This window comes from Ornithinimicrobium sp. (assembly GCF_030537745.1).
In the GTDB taxonomy this organism is placed as follows: domain Bacteria; phylum Actinomycetota; class Actinomycetes; order Actinomycetales; family Dermatophilaceae; genus Ornithinicoccus.
This window is the reverse complement of record NZ_JAUNVI010000003.1, coordinates 7,405-25,815: the sequence shown is the minus strand read 5'-3', so window position 1 is coordinate 25,815 and position 18,411 is coordinate 7,405. Positions and strand designations below refer to the sequence as shown.

18 protein-coding genes are annotated in these 18,411 nt (G+C 69.2%); 12 read left to right on the top strand and 6 right to left on the bottom strand.

Annotated elements, in window-relative coordinates:
- On the bottom strand, positions 1 to 1,151 hold a 1,151-nt coding region (sepH, locus tag Q4P07_RS01200; protein ID WP_303373057.1), incomplete at its 3' end, for a septation protein SepH.
- A gap of 77 nt (positions 1,152 to 1,228) precedes the next feature.
- On the opposite strand from sepH, the gene Q4P07_RS01195 reads away from it, so the two are divergent.
- From Q4P07_RS01195 to Q4P07_RS01155, 9 genes are all read left to right on the top strand, one after another.
- Positions 1,229 to 1,900: a trimeric intracellular cation channel family protein gene (locus tag Q4P07_RS01195; RefSeq protein ID WP_303373056.1), complete on the top strand. Its 672-nt coding sequence runs from the start codon at positions 1,229 to 1,231 to the stop codon at positions 1,898 to 1,900.
- A 101-nt stretch (positions 1,901 to 2,001) separates the two neighbouring features.
- The gene (locus Q4P07_RS01190) at positions 2,002 to 3,135 is read left to right on the top strand and encodes a ferrochelatase (protein ID WP_303373118.1); all 1,134 of its coding nucleotides are present in this window, start codon (positions 2,002 to 2,004) and stop codon (positions 3,133 to 3,135) included.
- Positions 3,128 to 4,018 (top strand): inositol monophosphatase family protein, encoded by an 891-nt coding sequence (locus tag Q4P07_RS01185; RefSeq protein WP_303373055.1) that lies wholly within the window; start codon positions 3,128 to 3,130, stop codon positions 4,016 to 4,018. The genes Q4P07_RS01190 and Q4P07_RS01185 overlap by 8 nt, the downstream gene beginning before the upstream one ends.
- Before the next feature lie 122 nt (positions 4,019 to 4,140).
- A complete protein-coding gene (locus Q4P07_RS01180; RefSeq protein WP_303373054.1) occupies positions 4,141 to 4,440 on the top strand; it encodes a DUF4193 domain-containing protein in 300 nt (99 codons plus the stop codon).
- Positions 4,441 to 4,447: 7 nt separating this feature from the next.
- The gene (gene dut, locus Q4P07_RS01175) at positions 4,448 to 4,927 is read left to right on the top strand and encodes a dUTP diphosphatase (RefSeq protein WP_303373053.1); all 480 of its coding nucleotides are present in this window, start codon (positions 4,448 to 4,450) and stop codon (positions 4,925 to 4,927) included.
- A gap of 7 nt (positions 4,928 to 4,934) precedes the next feature.
- Complete coding sequence (locus tag Q4P07_RS01170; protein ID WP_303373052.1) at positions 4,935 to 5,837, top strand: DUF3710 domain-containing protein; 903 nt, start codon at positions 4,935 to 4,937, stop codon at positions 5,835 to 5,837.
- Positions 5,834 to 6,544, top strand: a complete 711-nt coding sequence (locus Q4P07_RS01165) for a DUF3159 domain-containing protein (protein ID WP_303373051.1) — start codon at positions 5,834 to 5,836, stop codon at positions 6,542 to 6,544. Before Q4P07_RS01170 ends, Q4P07_RS01165 begins: the two co-directional genes overlap by 4 nt.
- Positions 6,541 to 7,887, top strand: a complete 1,347-nt coding sequence (locus Q4P07_RS01160) for a class I SAM-dependent RNA methyltransferase (RefSeq protein ID WP_303373050.1) — start codon at positions 6,541 to 6,543, stop codon at positions 7,885 to 7,887. The genes Q4P07_RS01165 and Q4P07_RS01160 overlap by 4 nt, the downstream gene beginning before the upstream one ends.
- Positions 7,888 to 8,007: 120 nt before the next feature.
- A complete protein-coding gene (locus tag Q4P07_RS01155) occupies positions 8,008 to 10,830 on the top strand; it encodes an aconitate hydratase (RefSeq protein WP_303373049.1) in 2,823 nt (940 codons plus the stop codon).
- A gap of 46 nt (positions 10,831 to 10,876) precedes the next feature.
- Here Q4P07_RS01155 and Q4P07_RS01150 read toward each other — a convergent pair whose 3' ends face one another.
- From Q4P07_RS01150 to Q4P07_RS01130, 5 genes are all read right to left on the bottom strand, one after another.
- Positions 10,877 to 13,192, bottom strand: coding sequence for an FdhF/YdeP family oxidoreductase (locus Q4P07_RS01150; protein WP_303373048.1), 2,316 nt, complete (start codon positions 13,190 to 13,192; stop codon positions 10,877 to 10,879).
- Between the two features lie 234 nt (positions 13,193 to 13,426).
- Positions 13,427 to 13,576 (bottom strand): hypothetical protein, encoded by a 150-nt coding sequence (locus tag Q4P07_RS01145; RefSeq protein ID WP_303373047.1) that lies wholly within the window; start codon positions 13,574 to 13,576, stop codon positions 13,427 to 13,429.
- Entirely contained in the window at positions 13,576 to 14,496 is a 921-nt protein-coding gene (locus Q4P07_RS01140) for a DUF72 domain-containing protein (protein WP_303373046.1), read from the bottom strand. Before Q4P07_RS01140 ends, Q4P07_RS01145 begins: the two co-directional genes overlap by 1 nt.
- A 244-nt stretch (positions 14,497 to 14,740) precedes the next feature.
- Positions 14,741 to 15,133, bottom strand: coding sequence for a type II toxin-antitoxin system VapC family toxin (locus Q4P07_RS01135; RefSeq protein ID WP_303373045.1), 393 nt, complete (start codon positions 15,131 to 15,133; stop codon positions 14,741 to 14,743).
- The gene (locus Q4P07_RS01130; protein ID WP_303373117.1) at positions 15,130 to 15,414 is read right to left on the bottom strand and encodes a hypothetical protein; all 285 of its coding nucleotides are present in this window, start codon (positions 15,412 to 15,414) and stop codon (positions 15,130 to 15,132) included. Before Q4P07_RS01130 ends, Q4P07_RS01135 begins: the two co-directional genes overlap by 4 nt.
- A gap of 171 nt (positions 15,415 to 15,585) precedes the next feature.
- Between Q4P07_RS01130 and Q4P07_RS01125 the strand changes: the two genes are divergently transcribed.
- From Q4P07_RS01125 to Q4P07_RS01115, 3 genes are all read left to right on the top strand, one after another.
- Entirely contained in the window at positions 15,586 to 15,945 is a 360-nt protein-coding gene (locus Q4P07_RS01125; RefSeq protein ID WP_303373044.1) for a hypothetical protein, read from the top strand.
- Positions 15,946 to 16,093: 148 nt separating this feature from the next.
- Positions 16,094 to 17,986 (top strand): 1-deoxy-D-xylulose-5-phosphate synthase, encoded by a 1,893-nt coding sequence (gene dxs / locus Q4P07_RS01120; protein ID WP_303373116.1) that lies wholly within the window; start codon positions 16,094 to 16,096, stop codon positions 17,984 to 17,986.
- A gap of 33 nt (positions 17,987 to 18,019) precedes the next feature.
- Positions 18,020 to 18,411 (top strand): diacylglycerol kinase family protein (locus tag Q4P07_RS01115; protein WP_303373043.1); only part of this gene is annotated, 392 nt, incomplete at its 3' end.

Below are 18,411 nucleotides of genomic sequence, written 5' to 3'. Positions count from 1 at the left end.
ACCGCATCGTCCGAGACCAACGCGCCGGCGGCTGCGGGCTCCTTATCTGTAGCGATGGAGTCCTCAGATATGTCGGGGTGCTCGTCGACGAAGTTATCGTCGTCCTCATCACTCTGCGCCTCGTCCTCATCCATGCCGAAGAACTCCTCGAAGCTGACCTCCTGCGGGTCATGCCGCGTACGGGCATAGATGCCCTCGGGCAACGCGTCCACCTCGAGTTCGGGATCCTCGGCAGTGACCTCGACGGACCCATCGAAGGTCTCGACGGGCAGGTCGACGGGGTCCGGAGACTCAGGGGCCGAACCACGCGGATGAGCGGCGGGCGGATCACCCATGGTGGCGTGGTCGAAGTCCAGGTCCTCTAGCGGCAGCACTTCATCGACCATCTGGCCCGCCGGCGGAGGTGTCTGACCGTCGGTGCCTTCTCCCGAGCCCGGCTGGGGCGTCAGGGGCGGGGCCGCCCTCTTTGGTCGCCTGGTGCGACGCTGTCGACGCTCGCGCATCGTGGCCATCAGGTCGTTGGTCTCGTCCTCGGCGCTGCGCTGACGCAGCAACGGGTGGCCGGCCAGACCGCCGGGGAGGGCCTGCTCGTCCTCACTGAGCCAGCGCGCCTCGTCGTCAAGAGCGTCGAGCGAGCGGGCCTGCAGGTCGTAGTGCCAGGCGGCGCGGCGCTCCTTGCCGCCGGCGGTAAAGATGACGAGCACGGTCCACGGGCCGTGCTGCTCGCCGCGTGCCGCATCCCACGACACACCGGACACCGCGACGCCACGGCCGTGCAGCCGCTCGCGCACCCGACGATCCAAGGTGTGCGAGCCGTCGGTCCGGCCGTGCGCACGCACATGCGCGGCCTTGGCCAGGCCCACGACGTGCTCGCGCTCGGCGATGATCGGCCCCTCGAACCGCTGCACCCTGGACACCTCCCAGCCGGTGGCTGCGGCGACGTCCTCGGCGGTCTGACCGGCCCGGATCATCGACTGGATCTCACGCGGCGTCACGGCAGCCTCGGACTGGTCTGGACCCGTCTGCACCCTGCGTGGTCGGAGGGCGGCACGGAGGCGGTCGTCGACGGGCACGGCATACCTGGCGCCGTCCTCACCCACGAAGACCAGAGCTCCGCTGTCGTCAAGCTCGGTGAACTGCAACTGCTGCATGGCTCAACATTGCCATCTGCGCGCCGCTTGCACCGGCAGGCCACGCCGCCAGCGGCTGCGGATAGGCTGATCACGCCATGCCCGCCGCCTCCGACAACGTGCTGCTCGTCCTCGATCTGGTCGGCGTCTTCGTGTTTGCGATCTCCGGCGGACTCGTCGGCCTGCGGGCCCGGCTCGACCTCTTCGGCATCGCCGTTCTCGCCTGGGTGACCGGCCTGGGTGGGGGGATCATCCGCGACGTCTTCCTCGCAGATGTGCCGCCCGCGGGCGTGACCAACCCGTGGTACATCCTCTCCGTCGTGCTCGCGGGGGTGGTCGTCGTCCTCGTGCAACCTGCCCTGCGGGACCTGCGACGCCGCAACCCCGATCTGCGGCTGAGCCGGATCGCCAACGCGGTCAAATACCTTGATGCCGTGGGCCTGGCAGTCTTCGCGGTCTCGGGTGCGACCAAGGCCATCTCTTTCGGTGCCGCCCCGCTGGCCTGCATCCTGATCGGCGGCATCACCGCGGTGGGTGGCGGCGCCATCCGGGACGTCCTGGCCCGCCAGGTGCCGGAGGTGCTGCGCCGTGAGCTGTATGCCGTGCCGGCGCTGCTGGGTGCGACGCTGGTAGTCGTCGCAGACCAGTTTGAGATGCTGAGCGTCCTGATCGTCTGGCTCGCGGTCGCGGTCGTTTTCGCGATCCGGGTGGCCGCGATCATCTTCGACCTGCACGTGCCCAAGGCGCCTCACCAAGGAGCATCATCATGAGCCAACCTGTTGCCGACCCCCTGCCCGAAGATGCCTCCGACCCGGTGACCAGCGAGTCCCCCGGCATCGCTGAACCGCTGACCAGCGCAGAGGACGAGGTCATGGCCGAGTTGGAGGAGAGCCTGGACCAGGCGGAGGACACCCGGATGTTCCCCTACCAGGCCGTCGTCCTGCTCTCCTTCGGTGGGCCGGAGGCGCCGGAGGAGGTCATGCCGTTCCTTCGCCGTGTCACCGCGGGGCGGGGCATCCCCGACGAGCGGCTGGCCGAGGTGGCGGAACACTACCTGCACTTCGGGGGCAAGAGCCCGATCAACGACCAGAACCGCGCGCTCCTGGCCGCCCTCCGCGCGGAGCTCGACCGCCGCGAACTGTCGGTGCCGGTCCTCTTCGGCAACCGCAACTCCGAGCCCTTCCTCGCGGACACCTTGCGACAGGCCCACGACGAGGGGATGACGCGCGTCCTGGCGGTCACCACCAGCGCTTACTCCTGCTACTCCTCCTGCCGGCAATACCGGGAGGACATCGCCGGCGCCATCGATGAGTTGGCGACGCAAGGGAGCACCATGAGCGTCGACAAGATCCGTCAGTACTGGAACTACCCGGGCTTCTCCAAGACCAACGCCAGGTTGGTCACCGAGGCTGCGCGACAGCTCGACCTGACCGGCGCCCCGCCATACCTTGTCTTCGTCACCCACTCCCTTCCGACCGCGATGGACGACACCTCCGGCCCCGGTGACGACGACGGCAACCTCTACTCCACGCAGCACCGGCAGCTCGCGGCGGCGATCACCGCAGAAGCCAGCGCGACCCTCGGTGTCGAGCTGCAGCACGATCTGACCTATTGCTCGCGCTCCGGGTCGCCCCATCAGCCCTGGCTCGAGCCGGACGTTAACGACCACCTCCGCGTCCTGCACGAGCGCGGAGTCCGCACCGTGCTGCTCGTGCCGATCGGTTTTGTCTCCGATCACATGGAAGTCGTCTTTGACCTGGACACCGAGGCGATGGAGACCGCACAGGAGCTGGGGATCGACCTGCGGCGCGTGCCGACGGTCGGGATCGACACGGAGTTTGTGGTGGGGCTGGTCGACCTCGTCCTCGAGCGCGCTGCTCAGGCGCGGGGCGAGGACGTGGACACGCCGACCTGGCCCGGCACCGACGCGCGACCGGCCATCTGCCGGCCCGGTTGTTGCCCCAACCTGCGGACGCACAAGCCCGCCGCCTGCGGGAGTGACTGACGTGCCCGGCCTGGAGCGCCTCCTCGCCCAGGTCGAGGCGCAGGAGCGCGTCCAGCTCGAGCGATGTGCGGTCCGCATCGCGCAGGAGGCCGGAGCGCTGGTGCGCGACCAGCGACCCGACCGTCTCGGGGTGCACCACACCAAGTCCTCGGACCTGGACGTCGTCACGGTGATGGACACCCGTTCCGAGCAACTGCTGCGCGACCGGATCGAGGCGGCCCGACCCGATGACGGGATCCTCGGTGAGGAGAGCGGGGGCGGGCGGATCGGTCGCTCTGGGCTGACCTGGGTGCTGGACCCTATCGACGGGACCGTCAACTACCTTTACGACCTACCTGGGTATGCCGTGTCGGTCGCGGTGGTCGTGGGGGACCCGCTGACCGAGGGGGCGTGGACGCCGGTTGCAGGGGCCGTCTACAGCCCTCGGGTGGCGGAGACCTTCCACGCGCACGCCGGTGGCGGCGCGTGGTTGACCGACGTGGCCGGCACGCGTTCTTTGAGCTGCTCGACGCAGTCCGATCTAGGGCTGGCTCTGCTGGCGACCGGCTTCGCCTATGACCGGGAGGTCCGAAGGCGGCAGGCGCGGATCGTCGCCGACCTGATTCCTCGCGTACGTGATATTCGTCGCATGGGGGCCGCGGCGATCGACCTGGCTCACGTCGCGGCGGGACGGGTCGACGGCTATTGGGAGCAGGGAACGAAGGCCTGGGACATGGCTGCCGGAGTGCTTCTGGTCGCGGAGGCAGGAGGCCTCGTCACGGGCTCTGCGCCTGCTAGTGCGCCTGGCACGGCCATGGTGGTGGCCGCCGGAGCCGCTCTGCACGAGAGTCTGCGCAGCGACCTCGAAGCGCTGCAAATCGATCGGGTTCGCGCGAAGGGGTAAAGATAGGGCACAATCCGCCCGACACCGCTATCGCAATGGCGTCGTGCACCTCGGGCACAAAACGAGGGCCCAGCGCGTTGCTGCGGGCGAGATGCTTCCGGCGAGACCCGAAGGAGAGGGCTATGGCGACTGACTACGACGCCCCCCGCAAGACCGATGATGAACTCAGTGAAGACTCGATCGAGGAGCTGAAGGCTCGCCGCAACGACAAGGCTTCTGGCAGCGTCGACGTGGACGAGACCGAGCAGGCTGAGGGCTTCGAGCTCCCGGGCGCAGATTTGTCCAACGTCGAGCTGTCCGTGCATGTGCTGCCCCGCCAGTCCGACGAGTTCACCTGCTCCCGATGCTTCCTGGTCCACCACCGCAGCCAGCTCGCCAAGGAGGTCGGCGGCATGCTGGTCTGCGCCGAGTGCGCGTCCTGACCGGTCGATGCTGACCGTCCCGGTCGCGCTGCAGCGCCTCGACGCGGGTCTGCCGGTGCCCCGGCAGGCCCGGGACGGCGATGCCGGTGTCGACCTGCTGGCCCGGGAGGACCGGACGCTCGCCCCGGGTGAGCGCAGCCTGGTCCCCACCGGGGTCGCGATTGCCCTGCCGACCGGGTATGCCGCTTTCGTGCACCCGCGCAGCGGGTTGGCTGCACGGCACGGGATCACGATCGTCAATGCACCCGGCACGATCGACGAGGGTTACCGTGGAGAGATCCTGGTCAACCTGCTCAACACCGACTCGCGGGAGCCATTCATGCTGCGGCGTGGCGACCGCATCGCCCAACTGGTCGTGCAGCAGGTTGCCCGGCCGGTGTTCCAGGTGGTCGACGCGTTGCCCCCGTCGGAGCGGGGGACCGGAGGCCACGGCCACACCGGGACCAGCACCACCATGCTGCTGACCGACAACTCATCGAAGGACTGAACCACCCGTGGCACTTTTCGGCCGGAAGAAGAACAACACCGTCGACGATCTCGTCGACGGTGCGGACGAGGCCGCAGTCGAGGCTGTCGTGCGTCCGGCACCTCAGGAGGGTGAGCCTGGCGTCGACCGGCCTTGGGAGCGCGAGGGCGACGGGCCCTACGACCTCGCCGAGTGGCCGGACCTGGCCGGTCGGGTCGACCTTGGAGCCCTGCGCCTGCCTGCCGTGGCTGGTATGCAGATGCGCCTGGACATCGAGCAGGGCACCAACCGCGTGGTCGGGGCCACCGTCGGCTTCGGGGCGTCGCAAGCGCAGGTCCAAGCTTTCGCGGCTCCCCGCACCATCGGGTTGTGGGACGAGTTGCGGGCCGAGATCGCGCGTGGGCTGGTGGAGGCCGGTGGTGCAGCGCAGACCGTGGACGGCGTCCTCGGTAAGGAGTTGCGCGCCCGGATGCCCGGCCGAGCCCCCGACGGGCGCGTGGCCTTCCAGCCCGCGCGCTTCCTCGGGATCAACGGGCCGCGCTGGTTCCTGCGGGTCGTCGTCAACGGTCCGGCCGCCCAGGACGAAGCACAGTTCGCGCCGATCCTGGCCTTCGTGCGGATGATCGTGGTCAACCGTGGCGATGAGCCTCGTCCGCCCCGCGAGGTGCTCGCGCTCACCGCGCCCGCGGGTGTGATGGAGGCGGCAGCCGTGCAGGCGCAGGCCGCTCGCGAGCAGGCCGCCCAGGCGGCCGCGGCCCAGGTGGCCGAGCAGGCTCCCGTGCTGCGTCAGCCAAGCGCTGCTGCGGTCGCTGGAATTAGGCCTGCTGCCGCTCCGTCGACGGCCCCGACCGTCCGCGAGGCCGCCCGGCACCGCGAGGATGGTCCCGACACCGAAGCACCCAAGGCGCCGAGCAACCCCGAGTTCACGTGAGTGAGGCAGCGGCGGAAGCGGGCTCGACCCACACTGTCGAGGCCACCGTCGAGCAGGTGATCCGCACGCGGATCAGCTCGGCGCTGGGTGGGTGGTACGGCTCCCTGGAGACGGCGCTGCCCACCGTCGCCTTCGTCGTGGCTTGGCTCGTGCTCAAGGAGGTCCGGCCCGCGGTCATCGCCGCGGCGGCACTCCTGGTCGTGCTGGCCGTCGTCCGTCAACTGGTCGGCGGGTCGTGGCGCTTCCTGGGTTCGGCGGTCTTCGCGACCGCTCTTGCGGCGTTTTTCGCGCTGCGCTCCGGCCAGGCCCAGGACGCTTTTCTTCCCGGGATCCTGATGAGCGGTGCGTATGGCGTGGGCGCGCTCGTCTCGATCCTGACCCGGTGGCCGCTGGTCGGCTTCATCGTCGCGATCGGTGACCCGGACTATGCGCAGCGACCGACCGCGTGGCGACGTGATGAGGGTCTGGTGCGGGTGTGCACCCGACTGACGTGGGTCCTGGTGGCCCTCTTCGCGATCCGGCTCGCCATCATGGCACCGCTCTACCTGGCGGGTGAGGTGGGTTGGCTCGGAGTGGCCAAGATCGGACTGGGCTGGCCGGCCTATCTGCTGGCGATCGTGCTCATGGGGATGATGCTGGCCACGGGTCACACGCGCCAGTCCGAGGAGGAGCTGCCCGGCAGCAGGAGTGCGGCGGGCACGACGTGAGCGAGCAGCGTGGCGCGGGGCTCGCCGTCGGAGACGTGGTCATCGTCGACGTCGGCGCGGTCGCGCACGGCGGTCACTGCGTGGCCCGCGACGAGGGTGGCCAGGTGCTCTTCGTCCGGCACACGTTGCCTGGAGAACAGGTGCGGGCCAGCGTCACCGAGATTGGTTCGGGGGGCCGTTTCGTGCGTGCGGACGCCATCGAGGTCCTGCGCGCTGCGCCCGGCCGGGTGACGGCGCCCTGCCCCTTCTCCGGCCCGGGCCGCTGCGGTGGCTGCGACTGGCAACACGTGAGCCTCCCGGAGCAGCGTCGGCTGAAGGCTGCGGTCGTGGTCGAGCAGTTCGAGCGCCTCGCGGGGATCTCCGCGGACGCCCTCGTCGGCCCGGATGGGGTCGTGAGCGCTGGCGGCATCGTGTGCGAGCCGCTCGCTGGCGACGATGAGGGCTTGCGGTGGCGGACCCGGGTCGGGGTCAGCGTCAGCGATGGGCGCACCGGGTTGCGGGTGCACCGCTCCCATGCGATCCAACCGGTCGACGACTGTCTCATCGCGGATCAGGGCGTGGTGGGCACCGGCGTCTTCCAGGCCCATCCCGACGACCCGGTCGTCGCGCTCGACGTGGTGGTGCCCTCGGTCGGAGGTCCCGTCGTGGTGGCCCTGGGGGAGCCGACCCACCGACCCCGCAAGGGCCGGCACGGACGCCCTCAGAGCCGAGCGCCACGGCATACACCCCAGCCGCTCGCGCCCGTCCCCACGGTGACCGAACGGGTGGGAGCGCACGACTTCACCCTCTCCGCCCGCAGTTTCTGGCAGGTGCACCCGGGCGCCGCGACCACCTTCACTGACCAGGTGCTGCAGTGGCTCGACCCGCGACCCGGAGAGAGCGCTCTCGACCTCTATGCGGGAGTGGGTCTCTTCGCGGTCCCGCTCGCCGAGCGCGTAGGCCGGAGCGGCCGGGTGCTGGCGGTCGAGGCGGACCGGGTGGCCGCCGACGCTGCCGAGCGGCACCTGTTGCCGTGGTCCACCGCCTCCGTGTGGGCCGACTCGACGGAGCGTGCGCTGGCCGACCTGGTCGCCGACGACGAGCACGCCGACGTCGTCGTCCTCGACCCCCCGCGCACCGGCGCCGGTCGCCAGGTGGTGGAGTCGATCGCCGCGTTGCGTCCCCGCGCGGTCGTTTATGTCGCCTGCGACCCGGCGGCGCTGGCCCGGGACGTTGCTGTCGCGCGTGAGGTCGGCCTGGAGCTGGCGCGGCTGCGGGTCTTCGACGCCTTCCCGATGACCCATCACATGGAATGCCTGGCGCTGCTGCTCCCGGCCGCACCCTCCTCACCGGAGTTGCGCTAGCCACTGGTGGCAGGATGGCGTCCGACGCAGCGTGGCGCAAGTTGAGTTCCGCCCCTGCGATGAGATATCTTGACGTCAAGATAAATAGGTCATCGAGTGACGCGAGCGAAGGAGCGACACGTGAGCACGAACCCCGACAGTTTCGGTGCCAAGGGCACGCTGCAGGTAGGCGAGCAGAGCTACGGCATCTACCGCATCGCCCAGATGGAGGGCGCGAGCGACCTGCCCTACTCCCTCAAGGTGCTGCTGGAAAACCTGCTGCGCACCGAGGACGGCAAGTACATCACCAAAGAGCACATCTCGGCCCTGGCCAACTGGGACGAGAACGCCGAGCCGGACATCGAGATCCAGTACACCCCGGCGCGCGTCATCATGCAGGACTTCACCGGGGTGCCGTGCGTTGTCGACCTCGCCAGCATGCGTGAGGCGATGGTCGACCTGGGTGGCGACCCGACCAAGATCAACCCGCTGGCGCCCGCCGAGCTGGTCATCGACCACTCAGTCATCATCGACGTCTTCGGCCGCGCCGACGCGTTCGAGCGCAACGTGGAGATCGAGTATGAGCGCAACTCGGAGCGCTACCAGTTCCTTCGCTGGGGTCAGACCGCGTTCGAGGACTTCAAGGTCGTGCCCCCGGGCACCGGCATCGTCCACCAGGTCAACATCGAGCACCTCGCCCGCACCGTGATGACGCGCGAGGTGGACGGCGAGTTGCTGGCCTACCCGGATAGCTGTGTGGGCACCGACTCCCACACCACGATGGTCAACGGCCTGGGCGTGCTGGGCTGGGGCGTCGGGGGCATCGAGGCGGAGGCTGCGATGCTTGGTCAGCCGGTGTCGATGCTCATCCCTCGCGTGGTCGGCTTCAAGCTCAGCGGCTCGGTGCCGGCCGGCGCGACCGCGACCGACGTGGTGCTGACGATCACCGAGCAGCTGCGCGAGCACGGAGTGGTCGGCAAGTTTGTCGAGTTCTACGGCGACGGCGTGAGCGCCGTCCCGCTCGCCAACCGCGCCACCATCGGCAACATGAGCCCGGAGTTCGGCTCCACCTGCGCGATCTTCCCGATCGACGAGGTGACCCTGGACTACCTGCGGCTCACTGGTCGTTCGGTGGAGCAGGTCGCTCTGGTCGAGGCCTACGCCAAGGAGCAGGGCATGTGGCTGGAGCCCACCGGCAACGCGGAAGCCCGCTTCTCCGAGCACCTCGAGCTCGACCTGTCCACGGTCGTCCCCTCCATCGCCGGGCCGAAGCGCCCGCAGGACCGCATCGAACTGACGCGTTCCAAGGAGCAGTTCCGTGCCGATCTGAAGAACTACGTGATGGATGGCAACGGCATCCTCAAGAGCTCGGTCGACCAAGAGCTGAGTGACACCTTCCCCGCCTCCGACGCCCCCTCCCACGACGCTACCGAGGAGTCCGAGAAGGCGGGCCGCCCCAGCCATTCGACCCTGCTCAACGGCGACCGGATCAGCACCCCGGTCAGGATCAGCATCGATGGAGACGACGTGACGGTCGACCACGGGCACGTGGCGATCGCCTCCATCACCTCCTGCACGAACACCTCGAACCCGTCGGTGATGATGGCCGCGGCGATGCTGGCAAAGAACGCCGTCGAGAAGGGCCTGACCGTGCCGCCGTGGGTCAAGACGTCCATGGCACCCGGCTCGAAGGTGGTGACCGGTTACTTCGACAAGGCCGGGATGTGGCCCTACCTCGAGGCGCTCGGCTTCCACCTGGTCGGCTACGGCTGCACCACCTGCATCGGCAACTCCGGCCCGATCATCGACGAGGTCTCGGCCGCGGTGAACGACGAGGACCTGGCCGTGGTGTCGGTGCTCTCCGGCAACCGCAACTTCGAGGGCCGGATCAACCCGGACGTGAAGATGAACTACCTTGCCTCCCCGCCGCTGGTCATCGCCTATGCCCTGGCTGGCACCATGGACTTCGACTTCGAGAAGGAACCCCTGGGGCAGGACCAGGAAGGCAAGGACGTCTTCCTGGAGGACTTGTGGCCCAAGCCCGAGGACGTGGAGAGCACCATCGCCTCCTCGATCAGCCGCGACATGTTCACTCAGGACTACGCCGACGTCTTCGCCGGCGACGAGCGTTGGCAGGCGCTGAGCACCCCCGACGGTGACACGTTCTCCTGGATGGAGGACTCCACCTATGTCCGCAAACCCCCGTTCTTCGAGGGTATGCAGCAGGAGCCGGCACCGGTGCAGGACATCTCCGGCGCGCGGGTGTTGGCCAAGCTGGGTGACTCGGTCACGACCGACCACATCAGCCCGGCGGGTTCGATCAAGCTGGACAGTCCGGCGGGACGCTACCTCTCCGACCACGGGGTCGCGCGCAAGGACTTCAACTCCTACGGCTCGCGTCGAGGCAACCACGAGGTGATGATCCGTGGCACCTTCGCCAACATCCGGTTGCGCAACCAGCTGCTGGACAATGTCGAGGGCGGCTTCACCCGCGACTTCACCAAGGACGGCGGGCCGCAGGAGAGCATCTATGAAGCTGCCCAGCACTACGCCGCGCAGGACACGCCGCTGGTCGTGCTCGCGGGCAAGGAATATGGTTCAGGGTCCTCCCGCGACTGGGCCGCCAAGGGCACGCGCCTGCTGGGTGTCAAGGCCGTCATCGCGACGTCCTACGAGCGCATCCACCGATCCAACCTGATCGGGATGGGCGTCCTACCCCTGGAGTTCCCCAAGGGCCAGGACGCTGACTCCCTCGGTCTGGACGGGACCGAGACCTTCTCGATCTCCGGCGTCACGGCGCTCAACGACAGCACCCCGGACACGGTGAAGGTCACTGCCGTGCACGAGAACGGTGGCACCATCGAGTTCGACGCGCCGCTGCGCATCGACACCCCCAGCGAGGCGGACTACTACCGCAACGACGGGATCCTGCAGTACGTCCTGCGGAGCTTGATCGACGCCTAAGCGTCGGCAAGCGCCCACCCAGACAGGCCTCCCGGCCTCGTGCTCGTCACGAGGCGGGGAGGCCTGTCTGGCTCGGTTCCACCCTGATGAGGACCGACTTCGATGCCGGTGTCCCGCTGCCCTCGGCGATGAAGTCGAGGGGGACCAGCGGGTTGGCCTCGGGGAAATAGGCCGCGGCACACCCTCGTGCCGTCGGATAGCCGACCGCCTTGAAGGCCCGGACGACCCGGTCGACGCCGTCGGAGTACTCGCTGTGCACGTCGACGAGCGCCCCATCGGCGATGCCCAGCGCGAGCAGGTCCTCGGGATGGATGAAGATCACCCGCCGGCCCTTCTTGATGCCGCGGTAGCGGTCGTCCAGGCTGTAGATCGTGGTGTTGAACTGATCGTGGGAGCGGATCGTCTGCAGCAGCAGCCGCCCGGGTGGGCAGGGGATGACCTCCAGCTCGTTGACGATGATCTGCGCCTTGCCGCTGGGGGTCGGGAAGGTGCGGGAGTCGCGCGGCCCGTGGGGGAGCACGAAGCCGTTGTCGCGGTGCACCTTCTCGTTGAAGTCGTCGAAGCCCGGCACGACGCGCTCGATGTGATCCCGGATGACGTCATAGTCCTCCTCCATGGCCGCCCAGTCGATCGGGACCTTGGTGCCCAAGGTGGCGCTGGCTATCCGCGTGACGATCGAGACCTCCGAGAGCAGGTTGTCCGAGACAGGTTTGACCTGGCCGCGGCTCACGCGAATGGCGCAGACCGAGTCCTCGACGGTGACGACCTGCGGACCAGCGGCCTGCAGGTCGATCTCGGAGCGCCCCATCGTCGGCAGGATCAGCGCCTCCTGCCCGACGGTGAGGTGGTTGCGGTTCAACTTGGTCGAGATCTGCACATTGAGGGTGGTCCTGCGGAAGGCCGCCTCTGCCTGCTCGGTGTCGGAGACCGCGGCGACCATGTTGCCGCCGAGGGCGATCCACACCTTGATGCGGTCCTCGAGCATGCCCTGCACCGCTTTCACGGTGTCTACCCCGTGCTCGCGCGGCGGTGAAAAGTTGAACTCGCCGCCCAACGCGTCCAGGAAGCTGTCCGACATCTGCTCCCAGATCCCCATCGTCCGGTCACCCTGGACGTTGCTGTGTCCCCGGATGGGGGAGGCGCCAGCGCCCGGCTTGCCGATGTTGCCGCGCAGCAGCAGCAGATTGAGTATCTCCTGGATCGTCGGCACGGCTTCCTTGTGCTGGGTCAAGCCCATCGCCCAGGTGATGATGACGCGGTCGGCGCCCAGATAGCGGTCGGCGAGCTCATCGATCTGCGCCGTGGTCAGTCCGGTAGCGCGACCGACGTGCTCGTCGTCCAGCTCGCGCAGATGCTGCTGGTAGGCGGGCAGGCCCTCGCAGTGGCGCTCCAGGAACCGGTGGTCCAGCACCTTCCCGGGGTTGGCCTCCTCCGCCTCGAGCACGCGTCTGGCGACCGCCTTCATCAGCCAGCCGTCGCCGCCGAGGCGGATCTGGAGATACTGGTCTGCCAGGCCGGTGCCGTGCCCAAGCACCCCGTTGACCCGCTGCGGGTTTTTGAACCTTCGCAAACCGGCTTCGAGCAGGGGGTTGACTGCGACGATCGTGGCCCCGTTGTCCTTGGCCTCCTCCAGCGCGGTCAGCATCCGAGGGTGGTTGGTGCCTGGGTTCTGCCCCATGATGATGATGAGGTCGGCCTTGGCGAAGTCCTTGTAGGCGATCGTGCTCTTGCCGACGCCGATGCTCTCGCCCATGGCCAGGCCGGTCGACTCGTGGCACATGTTGGAGCAGTCGGGCAGATTGTTGGTGCCGAAGGCCCGGACGAAAAGTTGGTAGGCGAAGGCGGTCTCGTTAGCCGTCCGGCCACTGGTGTAGAAGGCTGCCTCGTCGGGGGAGTCGAGGGCGTTGAGCCGGTCCGCGACGATCCCGAACGCGTCCTCCCAACCGATCGGCTGGTAGTGGTCGGAGCCCACGGGCTTGTAGACGGGCTCCACCAGGCGACCTTGCTGACCGAGCCAATACTCCGACCGGCCAAGCAGCTCGGTGATCGAGTGCTCGGACCAAAAGCTGGAGGGGACCGTGAGGGGGGTGGCCTCCCAGGTCAGGGCCTTGGCGCCGTTCTCGCAAAACTCCACGTGCTTGCGGTGGTCGGGGTCGGGCCACGCGCAGCTCATGCAGTCGAAGCCGTCCTCCTGGTTCATGCTGCCCAGGAGCTTGACGGCGCGGGTGGGGCCCATGCCCCGCAGGGCCGGGACCATCGAGGCCTCGACCCCCTTGAGGCCGGCTGCATAGGTCGCTGGCGGACCGACCTGCATCGCCGTGGCGCGCTCGTCGACGTCGTCTCGGGGGGCTTTGGTAGCCATGGCTAGGCACTTCCTTCCTCGGGGCAGGGCCGGGATGCTGAGCGCCGGCCGCGGCAGCGGACGGGCCCCATTGGTCTGCTCCGTCCACCATAGGCCCGCTCGGCGACAACCGGCAGGCGCCGCAGCGCAGGCGCGCGCGGCCACGCCTGTCGGTGCAGGCGCTGTTCAGTCGCGCTGCGCCGCGAGGACGACCCCGCGGGCCAGGATCGCAGACGTCGCCACCGGACCGGTCTGCTACTCCAGCGCCGGGACGTGCAGGCCGGGAGTCAGACCGACCCCGACCGCGAGCATCGTTGAGGGCAACTCGGGGCGGCCGTTGGAGTAGGCACTCAAGGGGGCGCAGGAGGACGTCGAGATCCTGAACGTCGGCCCGGGGCGGCTCATCATCGTCGGGTCGGGCTGGGAGGAGGCGGGTGTGGGCCGAGCTGGAGGAGGCGCGGGTGGCGCTCAGCGAGATCGATGACGTTCGGCGCGGTCCCGACGTCGGCCCCCAGCATCCGGGCGAGCCGTATGGCGTCGAACGGCGCGTGCACCTTGACGTCGTTGTCGAAGGAGACGTAGACGTCGGCGGTGCTGCTCCAGCCGCGGATCCGCTCGGCCCAGGTCGCCAGCGCCGCGTCGGTGTAGCCGCTGACGTAGAGGTCGGTGTCGCCGTGCAGGCGGACGTAGACCACGCCGGAGGTGACCGCGTCCAGGGAGGGCCAGCGACCGGCGGTGTCGGCCACGACCAGGCCGATCCCGTGGTGGCGCAGCAGGTCCACGAACTCCTGGTTGTCGGCGAAGCTGGTGCTGCGGACCTCGAGCACGTGGCGCAGCGGCCGGTCGTGCACGGGCCCAAGCCACGTCCGGTCGGCGACCTTGCTGTCGTGGTCGGCGGCCAGCGCCAGGGCGGCCTGCGTGGTCTGCGGCAGCAGGGCGAAGAACTCTGCCAGTTGGTCCGCGTCGTAGGCGTGCCGCTCAGGCAACTGCCACAGCACCGGCCCCAGCTTGTCGCCGAGGGCCAGCACCCCGGAGGCGAAGAAGTTGGCCAGCGGCACGCGCGCGCCGCGCAGGCGCAGCATGTGGGTGATGAAGCGTGGCCCCTTGACCGAGAAGACGAAGTCGGCCGGGGTCTGCGCCGCCCACCGCTGGTAGCTAGCCGGGCGCTGCAGGCTGTAGAACGAGCCATTGATCTCGATCGTGGACAGCTGCCGGGAGGCGTGCTCAAGCTCACGGCGTTGCACCAGGCCGGGCGGGTAGAAGACGCCTCGCCACGGCCGGTAGCGCCAGCCGGAGATGCCGATCCGCACGGGGTGGGTGCTCACAGCTGGACGGTATGCCGTGCCGACGGTGGGCGCGCGCGGGGGCGGGCGGCTGACTCGCGACCGCCGGCCACCCGTCGCAGCGGTCGCCACAGGTCGCACCCGGTCGTAACGTGCCTATGCGGTGGCTTTGGGTCGTCGGGACGACCCAAAGTCACCGCGCAGGCCAGTGCAGACGTCGACCGATCCAGAGGTGAGGGTCGACGCCTGCCTGCCGCCACCCCGGCGCGGCAACTGCCGGCGGTGCTTAAGAGATGGTGAGGACCGACAGGCCGGGCAGGCCCGCCCGGGCCACTCGCTGGTCTGCGGTCAGGAGCGGGGCCGACAGCACCCCTGCCAGGACCACGTAATGCGCATCGCTGATGCGGATCGACCGGCGCAGCGCCCAGATCTCGGGCAGCAGTGCCTCGACGGAGACCCGCGTGCAGGGCAGGCGTTGCCACGCCGTGACGGCGCGGTCTGCCTCAGCCGTGGTGATGGCGTCGCCGCGTTCGAGGCGGGCCAAGGCGGAGATCACCTCGATGTCGATGAGGTCCGGTGCCAACAACTCGCCGTCCTCCAGCCGACGCATCGTCGCGTCGTGGAGATGACCCGGGACCAGCGCGTTGACGGCGGCACTGGCGTCGAGAACGAGCCTCACGGACGGACGGCCGCGTTGTCTGCTGTGGGTTCTGCGCTTGCTGGGCTGCGCTCGTCCCCGTCGTAGTCGATCCGCACGTCGTCGAGAGCTTGGACGACGTCGATGTGCCGGTGGAGCGCCTCGCTCGTCGGCTGCTCGGCCAGCCACTCCGCGATGGTCGGCCGGGCCAGGTCACGGCGGATCATCCGGGTCACGTACTCGGACATGCTGGTGCCTTGGGCTCGGGCACGCGCGGCCAGGGCGGCATGGAGCTCGTCCGGAAGGTTCTTCACCTGCAGCATGGCCACCGCATGAATTTATCATGCTGTCGTCATGCAAAAGGCTCAAAGTGACCCACGATCAGTGCCGGGGCGGGGACGCCGGAGCCGTCGCGCTTGTCGTTGGTCTCGGGCAGGTCGACGCAGAGGCGCGTGCGGCCTCGCCTGTCGGCAGGGAGTCGTACACTTGTTCGTATGTCGAGTGGACCCCCGGGATGGCCGGAGCGAGTGCCGCCTGCCGGTGTCTCCGGCTGGGAGGAGGCTGCGGTGTCCTGGCTGCTGGACCAGTGCCCGGCCGACTACCGCGCCTACCAGGCGTGGCGCAAGCACCCCGCAGCCCTGGCCTGGGTGGCGACCCGGCATCTGCAGGCCCAGCTCGAGGCGATGCGGGGGGCGTGGCGGGACGTGCGTCCCGAGCTCGGGCCGCTCCTTCCCCCCGGCACGATCGGTGACGTCCTCGATGCCCTGGCCCGCGAGGGGTTGCGGTTGCGCGCTGCGCACCGCGCCGCCGGGCTGCTCCTGGAAGCATTGCGGCTGCGAGCCCCGATGCGATGACAGCCTGCGTCAGCGTCCGTCGGTACGGCTGTGACGGCGTTCATCCCTCACCCAGCGGCCGTCCAGGCTCCGCGCCGTACACTGAATCTGTTTGATCGCTAGCCGACACCGGGGTCGAGACGAACGAAGGACGACATACGTGGGACTCATGCGCAGCATCACCGGCCCGAGCGACCTCAAGGGGTTGTCGCACGGACAGGTCGACGCCCTCGCCGCTGAGATCCGGCACTACCTCATCAGCTCCGTCTCCCAGACGGGTGGCCACCTCGGGCCCAACCTCGGCGTCGTCGAGCTGACCATTGCCCTGCACCGGGTCTTCAACTCCCCGCGTGACACGATCCTGTTCGACACCGGCCACATCAGCTATGTCCACAAGCTCCTGACCGGTCGCCACGACTTCTCCACGCTGCGCAAGCAGGACGGGCTTTCTGGTTATCCCAGCCGCGCCGAGTCAGACCACGACGTCATCGAGAACAGCCACGCGTCGACCTCGCTCTCCTGGGCGCTCGGCATCGCCTCGGGGCGCAAGATCCGAGGAGAGACGGATCGCCATACCGTCGCCGTCATCGGTGACGGGGCGCTCACCGGCGGCATGGCCTGGGAGGCCCTCAACAACATCTCCGAGCACCGCACCCTGCCGTTGATCATCGTCATCAACGACAACGAGCGTTCCTACGCCGCTACGCACGGCGGCATGGCCGACTACCTCGCCAAGCTGCGCTCCTCGCAGGAGTACGAAAGCTTGCTGTCCTGGGGCAAGCGCCAACTGCACCGCACCCCCTTCGTGGGCCGCCAGGTCTACGACACGCTGCACGGCATGAAGAAGGGCCTCAAGGACATCGTCAGCCCTCAGGGCATGTTCGAGGACCTAGGCCTGAAGTATCTCGGGCCCATCGACGGCCACGACGTCGAGGCGATGGAGACCGCGCTGCAGCGTGCCCACGACTTCGGCGGGGTCGTCCTCGTGCACGCGATCACCGAGAAGGGGCACGGCTACGACCCGGCGACGGCTGACGAGGCCGACCGGTTCCACGCCGTCGGCAAGATCAACCCCGAGACCGGCCTGCCCCTGGAGCTGTCCGGACGCAGCTGGACCGATGAGTTCAGCGAAGAGATGGTGCGGCTGGGCAAGGAGCGCGAGGACATCGTGGCGCTGACCGCCTCGATGCTCATCCCGGTGGGGCTGCAGCCGTTCGCGGAGCGGTTCCCCGACCGCATCTTCGACGTCGGCATCGCCGAACAGCACGCCGTGACGATGGCTGCCGGCCTGTCCTTTTCCGGCCTGCACCCCGTGGTCTGCGTCTACGCCACCTTCCTCAACCGCGCCTTCGACCAGCTGCTCATGGACTGCGCGCTCCACCACCAGGGCGTCACCCTCGTCCTGGACCGTGCGGGTGTCACCGGCACGGACGGCCCCAGCCACAACGGCATGTGGGACCTGACCATGCTCAGCATGGTGCCCGGGATCCACGTTGCCGCCCCACGGGACGGGCAGCAGGTCGCCCGCGCGGTGCGCGAGGCGGTCCAGATCGCCGACGCGCCGAGCGTGGTCCGCTACCCCAAAGGGTCGGTGGGCGCCCCGATCGAGGCGGTCCGCACCGTTGGCTCCGTAGACGTGCTGCGCGAGCCGCCGCCGGCCGGCAGCAGCCTGAACGGCGACAGCTCTGGTGACCAGCCCGTCGACCTGTTGATCGTGGGTCTGGGCTCGATGGCCGCCACCGCTCTGCAGATCGCCGACAAGCTCTCCGCCGAGGGCCGCTCCGTCCGGGTCGTCGATCCTCGCTGGGTGCTGCCCGTCAGCGACGACCTCGTGGGGCTGGCCCGGGACGCACGCTCGGTCGCGGTCGTCGAGGACGGCGTCGTGGGCGGGCTCGCCGGCCCGATCTCCCGCGCGATCGCAGCCGCCGGGATCGGCGTGAGCGTCCATCCCTACGGCATCCCGGCGCAGTTCCTCGACACCGGCTCGCGCACCCAGGTCCTCGACCGGATCGGCCTGACCGCTGACGCGATCGCGACGTCCCTGTCTGCCCAGCTCGTCTGAGCCCGTCCTGCCGCGCCGATCGCAGCCCCCTCGGTGACCCGCGTCGCCCTCGTCCTCAACCCGGTCTCGCGCCGGGCGCGGCAGGCTGTCGCCGCGGTCGAGTCGGCCTGCGCCGCTGCCGGGCTCGACCATCCTCTGGTCCTGAAGACCACGGTCGCGGAGCCGGGAGCCGCGCAGGCCAGGTATGCCGTGGAGCAGGGCTGCAATCGCCTTATCGTCGCCGGGGGGGATGGGACGGTCCGGCTGGTGGCTGGCGTGCTCGATGCCGGGACGGTGACCATGGGCGTGGTCCCCATCGGCACGGCCAACCTCTTTGCCCGCACGGCGCGGCTCCCGCTGCGCGACCTCGGGGCTGCCGCGCGTCAGGCGCTCACCGGCCCGGGGCGGGCCACCGATCTGGGTCTGGTGCAACTGCTGGACGAGGC